Annotated in this window: 11 protein-coding genes and 1 tRNA gene (1 of these 12 cut by a window edge); 10 read left to right on the top strand and 2 right to left on the bottom strand. The window is 35.0% G+C overall.

What is annotated here, in order from left to right:
- The 9 genes from HMPREF3177_RS03800 to HMPREF3177_RS03760 all read left to right on the top strand — a co-directional run.
- Positions 1-34: transfer RNA gene (locus HMPREF3177_RS03800), tRNA-OTHER, on the top strand (it extends 53 nt beyond the left edge of the window).
- A 113-nt stretch (positions 35-147) separates the two neighbouring features.
- Complete coding sequence (locus HMPREF3177_RS03795) at positions 148-507, top strand: ABC transporter ATP-binding protein (protein WP_070457160.1); 360 nt, start codon at positions 148-150, stop codon at positions 505-507.
- Between the two features lie 106 nt (positions 508-613).
- Positions 614-1,312: a response regulator YycF gene (gene yycF, locus HMPREF3177_RS03790; protein WP_068129103.1), complete on the top strand. Its 699-nt coding sequence runs from the start codon at positions 614-616 to the stop codon at positions 1,310-1,312.
- Positions 1,313-3,160 (top strand): cell wall metabolism sensor histidine kinase WalK, encoded by a 1,848-nt coding sequence (gene walK, locus HMPREF3177_RS03785; RefSeq protein ID WP_070457159.1) that lies wholly within the window; start codon positions 1,313-1,315, stop codon positions 3,158-3,160. It abuts the gene before it with no gap.
- Positions 3,153-4,463, top strand: a complete 1,311-nt coding sequence (locus tag HMPREF3177_RS03780; RefSeq protein ID WP_070457158.1) for a YycH family regulatory protein — start codon at positions 3,153-3,155, stop codon at positions 4,461-4,463. Before walK ends, HMPREF3177_RS03780 begins: the two co-directional genes overlap by 8 nt.
- Positions 4,463-5,215 (top strand): two-component system regulatory protein YycI, encoded by a 753-nt coding sequence (gene yycI / locus HMPREF3177_RS03775; protein WP_070457157.1) that lies wholly within the window; start codon positions 4,463-4,465, stop codon positions 5,213-5,215. Before HMPREF3177_RS03780 ends, yycI begins: the two co-directional genes overlap by 1 nt.
- Positions 5,212-6,012 (top strand): MBL fold metallo-hydrolase, encoded by an 801-nt coding sequence (locus HMPREF3177_RS03770; protein ID WP_371440532.1) that lies wholly within the window; start codon positions 5,212-5,214, stop codon positions 6,010-6,012. Before yycI ends, HMPREF3177_RS03770 begins: the two co-directional genes overlap by 4 nt.
- A 112-nt stretch (positions 6,013-6,124) precedes the next feature.
- On the top strand, positions 6,125-6,604 hold the full coding sequence (gene rlmH / locus HMPREF3177_RS03765; RefSeq protein WP_070457156.1) for a 23S rRNA (pseudouridine(1915)-N(3))-methyltransferase RlmH: 480 nt from the start codon (positions 6,125-6,127) through the stop codon (positions 6,602-6,604).
- A 488-nt stretch (positions 6,605-7,092) separates the two neighbouring features.
- Positions 7,093-8,391 carry an NtaA/DmoA family FMN-dependent monooxygenase gene (locus tag HMPREF3177_RS03760; RefSeq protein ID WP_246827378.1) on the top strand — a complete coding sequence of 433 codons (1,299 nt, stop codon included), beginning with the start codon at positions 7,093-7,095 and terminating at the stop codon, positions 8,389-8,391.
- A gap of 216 nt (positions 8,392-8,607) precedes the next feature.
- Here the strand turns inward: HMPREF3177_RS03760 and HMPREF3177_RS03755 are convergent, their stop codons facing one another.
- Together HMPREF3177_RS03755 and HMPREF3177_RS03750 are read right to left on the bottom strand one after the other, a co-directional pair.
- Positions 8,608-9,342, bottom strand: a complete 735-nt coding sequence (locus HMPREF3177_RS03755) for a glucose 1-dehydrogenase (protein ID WP_068129112.1) — start codon at positions 9,340-9,342, stop codon at positions 8,608-8,610.
- A 105-nt stretch (positions 9,343-9,447) separates the two neighbouring features.
- Entirely contained in the window at positions 9,448-11,253 is a 1,806-nt protein-coding gene (locus HMPREF3177_RS03750) for a M3 family oligoendopeptidase (RefSeq protein ID WP_068129114.1), read from the bottom strand.
- Between the two features lie 183 nt (positions 11,254-11,436).
- On the opposite strand from HMPREF3177_RS03750, the gene lqo reads away from it, so the two are divergent.
- Positions 11,437-12,933: an L-lactate dehydrogenase (quinone) gene (gene lqo, locus HMPREF3177_RS03745; RefSeq protein ID WP_070457155.1), complete on the top strand. Its 1,497-nt coding sequence runs from the start codon at positions 11,437-11,439 to the stop codon at positions 12,931-12,933.
- Positions 12,934-12,951: the final 18 nt, after the last annotated feature.

Raw genomic sequence — 12,951 nt, 5'->3', positions numbered from 1 at the left:
CAGGAGATCGCGGGTTCGATTCCCGTCGGGACCGTAAGTATCCTCTAGTGAAATATCGCTAGAGGATTTTTTATGGAATTTTATATTATTAGAATAGTCTGAAAAAATTATTATTACTATTGACAATTTATAGTTAAAATGATTAAAATGAAAGAAATTCAAAAAGAACGCGAACTTGCGTATCTATTTATCGCGCATGATTTATCGATGGTTAAATACATTTCAGATAGAATTGCAGTGATGTATAAAGGTAAGCTACTAGAAATTGGTGAAGCGGATGACTTATATCAAAATCCAGTTCATCCATACACGAAGTCCCTACTTTCGGCTGTACCACAACCAGACCCTGAAAGTGAGAAAGAACGTCAACGTATTCCATATACACCGACAGAATACAGCGAATCCGACGAAGAAGATTTGATGCTGAGAGACCTAGGTAACGGTCATTTCGTTTACTGTACAACAAAAGAATTTGAAGCATGGTCAAAAGAGTATCCCACAGTTTAATACTGTGGGATTTTTCGTGGTATAATTTATAGTTATAGTATAATAATATGTACATAAATATTTTAGAAATAGAGATATATTATTTTCTCTAGAACGGGGGAAAACAATGCCAGCTAAAATAGTTGTAGTTGATGATGAAAAGCCAATCGCAGAGATTTTAGAATTTAACTTACAAAAAGAAGGTTACGAAGTTTTAATTGCGCACGAAGGTAACGAAGCCCTTGAACTAATTATGGAAGAAGTACCAGATCTTATTTTGCTCGATATTATGTTACCGGGTAAAGATGGTATGGATATTTGTAAAGAAGTACGTAAATATCATGATATGCCGATTATTATGTTAACAGCAAAAGATGACGAAATCGACAAAGTACTCGGTTTAGAACTTGGTGCGGATGATTACGTTACGAAGCCATTTTCAGCACGTGAATTAATTGCACGTGTTAAGGCAAACTTACGCCGTAAAACACCGTCAACTGAAGAGGCTAAAAAAGATGAAAACATCATCACAAATCGTGAGATTACGATTGATCTAGATGCATATCTCGTTAAAAAGAATGATGTTGAAGTCGAACTTACACAACGTGAATTTGAGTTATTAAAATATTTAGCACAGTATCCAGGGCAAGTGATGACACGTGAACATTTACTTGAAACAGTTTGGGGTTATGACTACTTCGGAGATGTACGTACTGTAGACGTAACAATCCGTCGTTTAAGAGAGAAAATTGAAACAGATTCTAGTCATCCAGAGTACATTTTAACACGCCGTGGTGTCGGATACTTTTTAAAAGGTGACGACTAAATGCTGAACTATTGGCGTCGAAACATTCAATCTCTTCAAGTTAAACTCGTCGTTATATACGTTTTATTAATCATTATCGGTATGCAAATTATCGGATTATATTTTACAAACGTATTAGAAAGAGATTTAACAGAAAACTTTAAAAGTAACATCGAGTCACAAATTGACTTAATCGAAACGCGTATCGTCGAGCTCGATAGCGAACATGAAAACAATCGTAATAAATTTCAGCAAGAAGTACAAAAAGTGATCGATGATTATGGTAATCGTTCAGATATTAATGAAATTCGATACGTAAACTCCGATCAAATACTTCTTGCAACGAGCAAGATTTCTAACGAATCGACGTTAAACTCTCGAGTGAACATAAAAGAGTTAAACGAAGCGTTAGAAACCGGCACTCAAAATGATGATATATTCGTAAGTAAAGCGGATGATAACAAACGTATGTGGATTGTGAACTCTCCTGTTATTGCACACGATAAAGTAATTGGAAGTCTATACGTTGCATCAAACATCGAGAACGTATATTCGCAACTCGAAAAAATTAACAATACATTTATTATCGCAACTGCGATATCACTCATTATTACGACAGTGCTCGGTATATTTGTTGCACGTACGATTACAAAACCGATTATTAGTATGAGAAACCAAGCACTTCTCATGTCTGAGGGTAACTATACGTCTCGCGTACAAATATATAGTGATGATGAAATTGGTCAACTTGCTGAATCGTTCAATATCTTGTCTAAACGCGTTCAAGAAGCACAAGCGAATACTGAAAGTGAGAAGAACCGACTAGACTCTGTTATCACACATATGTCAGACGGTATTATTTCATCTGACAGACGCGGTGGAATACGTCTCGCAAACGACACAGCGTTATATATGTTAGATGTTAAGTACGAGGATATTTTAAATAAAAATATGATTACAGAACTCGGACTTGAAGATGAACTCGAGTTATCCGATATACTAGATGATCGTGATACGTCTCATTTAATATTTTTAGAATCTAAAGAAGGTAACCGCATCGTCCGTGTGAACTTTAGTGCTATCGTTAAAGATACTGGATATGTCAGTGGATTTATCGCTGTAATGCATGACGTTACAGAACAAGAAGAATTCGAAAGAGAGCGTCGAGAATTCGTTGCGAACGTATCTCACGAGCTTCGTACCCCACTCACTTCGATGCACAGTTATATCGAAGCTTTAGAAGACGGTGCATGGCAAGATGACGAAATCGCGCCACGATTTTTAAAAGTTACACGTGAAGAAACAGAGCGTATGTCCCGACTCGTTGAAGACTTACTTCAACTTTCACGTATGGACAGTGAAGTCGAAGAAATCAATAAAGAAGTTGTGAACTTTAATATGTTCTTAGAAAATATTATCGAGCGATTCACAGTAACATTTAAAGATGAGGTTGTATTTACTAAAAATATACCGAACAAACCAATCTATTCTGAAATCGCAATAGATAAGATGATGCAAGTGCTTGATAACGTTATAACTAACGCTATAAAATATCAAACACGTACACCAAAAAAGGTTGAATTCCACTTACAAGAGAACACGTTATACAAACGCATGACGTTACGAATTAAAGACCACGGTCTCGGAATACCGGGTAAAAATGTCAATCAAATCTTCGATCGATTTTATAGAATCGATAAATCACGTACACGTCAAATGGGTGGTACCGGACTTGGACTCGCAATTTCTAAGGAGATTGTCGAAGCGCACGACGGTAAAATTTGGGCGACGAGTATTGAAGGTGAAGGCACGACAATTTTCATTAACTTACCTTGTTTAGATATTGAAGAGGATGAGTGGGATGAATAAAGAACACGTCAAAACAGTAATGCTAACGTTACTCGTCATTATAAGTTGTATACTCACATATAAAAGCTGGAGTTATACTGCAGAATTCGAAACTATTGATACAACACTTTCACCGTCACCGATGGCCTCTCAAGGTGAGGATGTGACGTTTGGAGATGTGATACGAGCGTATCAAGTTGTCTATGCAACAGAACAAGAAGAAATTGGAACAGTCGATAAAGACGTAATTGCTGAAATTCGGAAGTTATTTAACGAAAAAGAGGTTCAATTTTTAAATCATCCAGAAAGCATTAATCAGTTAAAAGCAGATGCACTTATTGAAGGTAGCGAGATGCTTTTAATTGATTATTACTCAGAGATACCTGCACGTACATTTTTTACGATGTTAAAAAGTGAAATCGATGAGAATTTTGTAGATTTTCAGTTTGATCGTGTGTTTTTAGAGTTGCACGACAATTACGTCGTTTTTAACTTTTTTAACAGTGAACGTACGATGTTTATACCGTATCGCATTGATGTCGGTAAAGACGAAATTATACAGATTATCAATCGAAATAGTGACAAATTTACAGATTATTCGATGGTGATTACAAACGAAGCGACATCAAACAGACTGACAGCGATATACGGTCCAAAGTCGCCAGGTAAAAAGACTGTACACCAATTTATACCATCGACAATCAGTGTTTCTGCAATGAACGAAACACTGTTTACTCAATCAAATATAGAACAAAAGCAAACAAAAGATATTACAGTGTACGAAGCAGATACTGAAATCGCGACGTATACATCGAGTAATTATCAATATACGTTTATGAATTTAAAAGGATCAGACGTTAATGAACTGTCCCCCTATCGTTCGATTGAAAAGTCATTCATCTTTTTAAATGGACATATGGGCTTAACGTCAAGATATACTCTACTTGAGTATGATAGCGACGATAATCTCGTAGTGTATCGACCACTTATAAATAACTATATTGTTTTTAGCGATGAAATTATGAGTGAAATTTACGTGAAAATCGGTAAGACGACAATCACAGAATATAGTCGACCGATGATTCAGTTAAACGCAAACATTCCTTCTGATTTAAGTGTGACGTTAGAAGATATTGAAAAAGTACGTTACCAAATTGTATTACACGAAGATTATGAGTTATCAAAAGTTAGTAAAATAGTCATCGCATATGACTTAAAGCACAATACGGATCAAAGTGAATTAAACGTAGTTGAGTATACACCGAGTTGGTATATTTTATATGATGGAGAATGGATAAAATACGATATTGGAGAGGAAGCGTAATGGATTGGAAACTAAGTAAATCTATATATATTACAGTGTTTTTAATCATCAATATCGTATTGTTGATAGTTTTATATAATCAATATAATATACAAGAACGACATGAATCGAGTAGAAGTCAGTCTATTAGTAAAAGTGCAGATTATAAAACAAACGTCGATGCGTTAAGAAATATAAAATTATCTGTATTAAACGGTATGCAACATGAGTTTCAGTCTGAAACTGGGGCTGATCAAAGTGGAACAATTAGAAATATTGTTGAAGTAAAAGATTTAGAATTAGATGCGACTATAGTTAAAGCACATATTGATAAAGAAATATATAGAGGCAGTGAGTATACATTTGATTCAGAAAGTAGTACTTCCGACACGATTTACTATAATCAAATGTACGACTCCCTTCCGATATTCAATATTAGCGCAGCGCGTATCAAAGTAGTTAGAGCGAGTGATAACACATTGCGTTTTGAACAGGGGTACATTTCTAATGTCGCTGTAAACGAATATTCAAAAAAAGTTCAAGTGAATGATCCGATTAAACTTGCTGAAGAACTTGCTCAAGAAAAGGTAATTTCAAATGAAGCGATTATAAAATCGAGTACACTCGGTCATTACGTCGTACTTTTAAACGATGAAGATCAACAAGTATTATTACGACCGAAATGGAAACTGGTCATTGAAGAAGATGATAGAACGCGTATTATATACGTAGATGCAATCAATGCATCTGAAGAAATAATTGAAGGTGAGTGACATCCACAATGAAAATGAGCGTACTTGCGAGCGGCTCGACAGGGAATTGTATATATGTTGAGTCCGAATCAGGTAGTCTTTTAATCGATGTGGGTCTTACATGTAAACGAACAGAACTTGCGTTAAATAAAATAGAGCGATCATTAAACGATATTGACGCTATTTTAATCACACATGAGCATAGCGATCATATAAAAGGATTAAAAGTCATCTCAAAGCGTTATAACATACCGATATTCGCGAATAAAAAGACATGGCAAGCTATTGAATCTAAAAATATACACGTCAATAGAGAGCAAAAATTTGAGTTTAACGCATTAAACTATAAAGAAATTATCGGTTTAGATGTCGAATCATTCAACGTCTCACATGATGCGGTAGATCCACAGTTTTACACCTTATCACAAAATGATAAAAAACTATCCGTTATTACAGATACCGGGTACGTCTCAGATGAGATGAAAGGGATTATAAAAGACAGTGACGTCTTCGTATTTGAATCTAACCACGACGTTGATATGCTCCGTGCGGGTAGATACCCATGGGTAACAAAGCAACGTATATTAAGTGATGTTGGACACGTATCAAACGAAGACGCTGCACATGCGATGAAGGACGTTATAACAGATCGTACGAAGCGAATTTATTTATCGCATTTAAGTCAAGACAACAACATCAAAGAACTCGCACGTATGAGTGTAGAGCAAGTGTTAAATCATCATGATGTCGATACAGTGTCACATGTGGAATTACACGATACAGATAAAGACGAACCAACGAGAATATACACATTATAAAAGTTATCCACAGAGATATGTGTATAACTACTGAATAATGTGGATAACTTGGGGACCAAGTGTGGAATACTTGGTCCTTTTCTGTGAATAAGTTTAAAAAGAAGGTGAAAATATGAAAATAACGATTATCACTGTTGGAAAATTAAAAGAGAAATATTGGCGTGAAGCGGTTAAAGAATATGAAAAGAGACTCAGTAAATTTGCGAACGTCTCACTCATTGAAGTAAAAGACGAGCCGGAACCAAATAACGCGAGTGAAAAAGATATAGAAAACATTAAACATAAAGAAGCGGAACGTATTTTATCAAAAATAAAACCAAACCAACACGTCGTCACGTTAGAAATAAACGGAGAAGCACACTCGTCAGAAAGTTTTGCAAAACAATATAATAACTGGAAAACACAAGGCAAAAGTAATGTCGTATTCGTCATTGGAGGAAGTAACGGAATTGGAGAAGACGTGTTAAAACGATCAAACGAAGCAATCAGCTTCGGAAAAATGACCTACCCTCATCAAATGATGAAAGTTATACTACTCGAGCAGTTATTTAGGGTGAATAAGATTTTGAATAATGAGAGTTATCATAAGTGATGTGGTTACTTAAAATAAACATACATTATTCATTACTTTGAAGATTCTTTATCATACAATTAGTTTATTGAATTCAAATAAAGTTTATGAGGTGAATGTAAATGACTCAATATTGGTTAATATCTGCTAACCATAATAAATATGATCATGAAGCGGCATTCCAAAAATGAGAGATTTCTGAGTAGCTAAGCTTTGTTGTTTTAATGTACTTTGACGTACATAACCAATGGCTTTGACCATAGTATTCACCTCCACGAAGATAATATATATTTATGAATAAGTTCAAATAAAGGTCCAACGTGTCATCAACACGTTGGACCGCAATAATTAATGATCATGATGTAATTTTTCAATAAAATAATTAGTTAATGATGCAATAAATTTATATTTCAAATATAAAGTATCTTATAAATGTTGTAAAATATCATTAAGTTATTTACGATAAATATAAATTAAAATATTATTTTTATCTTATAGTGGAGAGGTTAATGACAATGAAACACATGCATTTATCCGTTTTAGCTTATAGTACAGGTCTACATCCTGCCTCTTGGAGACTACCACATTCATATGTTGAAGAAGTTGGAGATATTGATTTTCAAATTAAGTTAGCAAAATTAGCTGAAAAAGGTAAACTGGATGCATTCTTCTTAGGTGATGGTCAATATATTTCTGGAGAAGAAACGGGACATATCTCTTATTATTTTGAACCACTAACGGCGCTTGCCGCAATTTCACGTGAAACACATTCAATTGGTCTGATAGGTACCATTTCTTCTTCTTTTTATGAACCTTATCTTGCAGCACGTATGCTTTCAAGTTTACATCAAATATCTCATGGACGTATTGGGGCAAATATTGTAACATCTCAATTTGATTTAGAAGCACAAAACTATTCGATGCAAGCTTTACCACATCTTGAAAAACGATATGAACGAGCAGACGAATTTATTAATGTAATGAAAAAATTATGGGAGTCATTTACTGTAGAGGCTATCGTTAATCACAAAGAGTCAGGGATTGGCTTAAATCATCAGTATATTCATCCACTTCATTATCAAGGAAAGTATTTTCAAGTTGCCGGAGCTATTAACATTCCAACACCAAAATATGGTCGACCACGTTTATTTCAAGCAGGAACTTCCATTCCAGGTCGTGATTTAGCAGTACGACACGTGGATGCTATTTTTTCAATTGCATGGAATATACAAGATGGCCAACAGTTCAGACAAGACATTCATCAACGGGCTATGGGAGCAAATCGTCAACCCCCTCTTGTATTACCAGGTCTCACCGTTTATGTTGATGAGAATGAAGAGGATGCTTATAAACTTAAGCAACAATTAGATGATATGATTCCACTTGAAAAACGCAAGAAACAATTATCTAAAGCCATTGGTCTAGATATAAGTGAGTGGACACTAGATGAAGTCGTGTCATCATTACCACCTTATGAGGCATTAGAGAAAAAAGTTGTAAAATCTATGTATAAAGCCATACAACGTGCCGTTAAGACTGAGCAACTTACATTAAGAGATTTATTAGATCGTTTTGGTACTTGGGTAGGGCATAAGACAATAGTAGGAACTCCTGAACAAGTGGCGGATGAAATGATCGAATGGTTTGAAAAAGAAGCGTGCGATGGTTTTATGTTGATGGCCCCGACGTATCCAGAATCATTTGAAAAATTTATTCATTTAGTGATACCAATTCTTCAAGAACGTGGAGTGTTTAGAAGAGATTATGAGAGTCATCTGTTAAAAAATCATTTGGGTATAAAAAACTAAAAATCAATATTTACTTTATTCAATTTTACATATGTAATATCAGAAAAGATATAGAATTATGGTATTATATGGTAAATATTAAGAACTAATTGGTTACTAAATATAAAATGTAATTATGTATTGGTAAAAGAGGATTTAAATGAAGGCGAAGTGCTCCTCAGCACTTCGCCTAAAATTTATTCAAAAGAATCATTTATATTTTAAGTGATTTATCATTTATAGTGCAGTAATACCACCATCTATAACAAATTCTGATCCTGTAGAATAAGAAGCATCGTCAGACGCTAAGAAACATACAAGGTTAGATACTTCTTCTGGCTGCGCCACTCTACGCAGTGGAATTGTTTTTTCGAATTCTTTAACGGCTTCTTTAACATCTTCTTGCTCTAACATTGCTGTTTTTATAACACCTGGGTGTACTGAGTTAACTCTAATATTGTATGGAGACAATTCTTTAGCTGCAGCTTTTGTCATACCTCTGACCGCAAATTTTGTATCTGTATAGCCAATTGCACCACCAACAAGACCATTTATTGAAGAAATATTGATAATTGACCCTTGTTTTTGACTTTTCATAATTTCAGATACAGTTTTGATGCCTAAAAATACAGATACTTGATTAATATTTACAATCTTCATATAATCTTCTAATGATATTTGGTCAATTGTTTTATTGTATGTGATTCCAGCATTATTAACCAATACATCAATTCGATTCCATTTGTTCATAACTTCTTGAATGACATGATTCCAATCTGCTTCTTTAGATACATCATGTTTGATAAATAAAACATCGTCTCCAAGAGAATTAGCTGTTTTTTGACCTAATTCATCATTAATATCAGTTATCACGACTTTGGCGCCTTCAGTTATCGCTTTTTTGGCATGAAGTTCTCCCATACCTTGTGCACCACCAGTAATAACGACGACTTTATCTTGTAATTTTCCCATTGTAAAACATCCTTCCTCTAAATTAATATTGTTCATAATATTATTATATATTTAACTCACTTCAGAAGCTAAAAAAGTCACTTATATTTATATAGGTTTTATAACTTAAATATATGATTCTGTCAGTTCTAAGAATTCTTCAATATCTTTATGCACTGATTCTAATGCTTCTTGCCAGAAGTCTGGTTTACGTAAATCAACGTTTAAATGTTTTTCAGCTAGATCTTCTGTTGTCATACTCGCAGTATCACGTAGAAGTGCGATGTAATCATCTTCAGTTACGTTTTCATCTTCTAAGAAGCGGTTGTATATACCTAAGCTGAAGAAGTATCCAAATGTGTACGGGAAGTTATAGAACGGTACACCCGTAATATGGAAATGTAATTTTGTTGCCCAGAACATCGGATGATAAGATTTCAGCGCATCTTCGTATGCTTCTTCTTGTGCGTCTTTCATCAGTTCTTTTAGTCTATTGCTGTCTAACGTTCCTTTTTGACGTTCATCATATAAATTACGTTCAAAGATATAGCGTGCGTGGATATTCATCATAAATGCCACGCTTCTAGAAATTTTTTCATCGATTAAATTGATTTTCTCTGCTTCTGACGCCGCGTTTTCAATCGTTGCGTTTGAAACAACGAGTTCAGCGAATGTAGATGCTGTTTCAGCAACGTTCATAGCATAGCGCTGGTTAAGTAACGGTAAATCACGCATTACATAACTATGGAACGCATGTCCGAGTTCGTGTGCGAGTGTTGAGACGTTACCCGTGCTACCTGCAAACGTCATAAAAATACGTGACTGTTTTGATTCCGGAAGGTTTGAACAGTATCCACCTGGACGTTTTCCTGGACGATCTTCCGCTTCAATCCACTGCTCTTCAAATGCACGACGAGACATCTCTGCCATCTTTGGACTAAATGATTTAAAGTTATCGATAATAAACTCTGCCGCTTCATCGTACGTATATTTTTTGTTCTTATAGTCTCCGACATCTACACTTGCGTGCACGTCGAGCCACCCTAATTGCTCGACACCAAGAAGCTGTGCTTTTCTTTCGAAGTATTTCTTTAATGGTGATTTATTTTTCGCAATCGTATTCCACATTGTATCGAGTGTTTCTTCTTCCATACGGTTGTAGTCTAACGGTACTTTCATATAATCTTTATAGTCATGAAGTTCATAGTTATTTAAACGGAAGCCTGATAGATGGTTTAACGTTGTAGCAAATAAATCTGCTTTTTTATTCCACTCTTCTTCCCAAATTTTTAACAGTTCTTCACGTTTTTCTGGATTCTCTTCTGATCCCATTTTGTTTTCAAATTGCCCTGCTGAGTAATACTTAGTCTCACCGTCTTCAGTGACTGGGATTTGAATTGATGCAACGAGTTGGTTGTACATATTGCCCCAACCGTGTAAGCCATCGAGTGATAAGCTATTGATAATTGTTTCTTCTTCTGTCGATAGTAAATCCGCTTCGTTTTTACGAATTTCTTTTAAAGGAAAACGCATTGCGTTAAAGAAGTCATCTTCTAATAACGTGTTAAATTGATCTTCAGTAAGTGCACTGATTTTTTTATTTAAAATAATAATCTCAGATGAGAAATCTTTACGTAAATTAGCTACAGCATTTGTATTTTTTAATGCCTTTTGATCCGTAATATTTGCAGATGCTAATCCGTTAGAGAAACTTCCCATCTCGCCAAGCGCGTTTGAAATTTTTTCGTATTGCTCTAATAAACTCTTTAGCGGTGTAAAATCATTAGAACTTTCGTCAGAATTCCACTCCCCTAGTTTTTCAGAGAACTCTCTAATACTGTTACTCACTTCTACTAAACGATTTTGGAAAGCAGAAGATTCACTTCCACCAGGAAACACACTTTCCATATCCCAATTATCTTTGTAATTCATCAAATTCCTTCCTTTCAAAGTAAAATGTAGTTACATTTATCATACAGGAAATAGATGAGAAGTGATATAAATCGCTTCCATTTTTTTACACATAAATATATTACATAAGATGTTAAAATAATATATAGAGACATATGTTATAGAATAATTAGATAGTTATGATAGAAGAAAGGATTTTTAATTATGACTGAGGCAGACAATCAGCATAAAGATATTATTGTGATTGGTGCGGGTATTATAGGTACTTCGGTAGCGACGATGCTTTCAAAAGTGAGCCCGGACTGGAATATCGATATGTATGAAAGATTAGATGAAGCGGGAATCGAGAGTTCGAACGAAAAGAACAATGCAGGTACAGGTCACGCTGCACTCTGTGAGCTAAACTATACTGTGGAACAAAAGGACGGCTCTATCGATGCTTCTAAAGCAGAAGTGATCAATGAGCAATTTGAACTGTCTAAGCAGTTCTGGGGCAGTTTAGTGAAAAATGGGGATATTTCTAACCCTGAAGAATTTATTCAGCCACTACCGCATATCAGTTTTGTAATGGGCCCAACGAATGTTGAGTTTTTACGTAAACGTTATGAAAAACTTAAAACGATTCCTATGTTTGATAATATCGAGTACACAGAAGATATTGAAACGATGAGAGAATGGATGCCATTGATGATGCGAAATCGTAAACCAGGTCAGTTAATGGCAGCGAGTAAGATCGATGAAGGAACTGACGTAAACTATGGTGCTTTAACACGTAAATTAGCGGCATATTTAGAAAAGCAATCAAATGTCTCTTTAAAATATAACCATGAAGTAATCGACTTAACTCAAAGAGAAGACGGCAAATGGGAAGTTCTCGTAAGAAATAGAGCGACGAAAGAGAAGTTCGTAAAAGTAGCTGATAAAGTGTTTATCGGTGCTGGGGGTTACTCTATTCCACTACTTCAAAAGAGTGGCATTGCTCAAAGACAAAATGTCGGAGGTTTCCCGATTACTGGTCAATTTTTAGCGTGTAAAAATAAAGACATTATTAAACAACATCACGCGAAAGTATACAGTAAAGAGCCTCTAGGTAAGCCACCAATGACTGTACCGCACCTCGATACACGTTATATCAATGGTGAAAGTACGTTACTATTCGGCCCATATGCGAATATTGACCCTAAATTCTTAAAATATGGATCTTTCTTTGACTTATTTGGCTCAGTAAAACCTTATAACATTACGACATTATTATCATCAGCGGCTAAAAATATACCACTTATTAAATATTCAATTGACCAAATGGTTATGACTAAAAAAGGTTATATGAACTACTTAAGAACATTCATACCTGATGCAAAAGATGAAGATTGGGAATTATATACTGCTGGTAAACGTGTTCAAGTGATTAAAGACGATGATGAATACGGGAAAGGCTACGTCGCATTCGGAACAGAAGTCGTGAATTCTGATGATAATTCTGTCATTGCGGTATTAGGAGAATCACCAGGTGCTTCAATATCATTCTCTGTTGTTCTTGAAGCATTAGAGAAAAACTTTAAAGAGGATCGTGAACTCTGGGAACCTGCAGTTAAAAAATTAGTACCGTCATACGGTAAATCACTCATTAATGACGAAAAACTTATGAGAGAAACTCGTAGAGAAACATCTGAAAACTTAAATTTAAATTATTATAATTAATTTTAAAAAGAGGTTGTA

This window comes from Nosocomiicoccus sp. HMSC09A07 (assembly GCF_001808485.1).
Lineage (GTDB): Bacteria > Bacillota > Bacilli > Staphylococcales > Salinicoccaceae > Nosocomiicoccus > Nosocomiicoccus ampullae_A.
The sequence above is the reverse complement of the archived record's forward strand: the minus strand, read 5'-3'. Positions and strand labels throughout refer to the sequence as shown.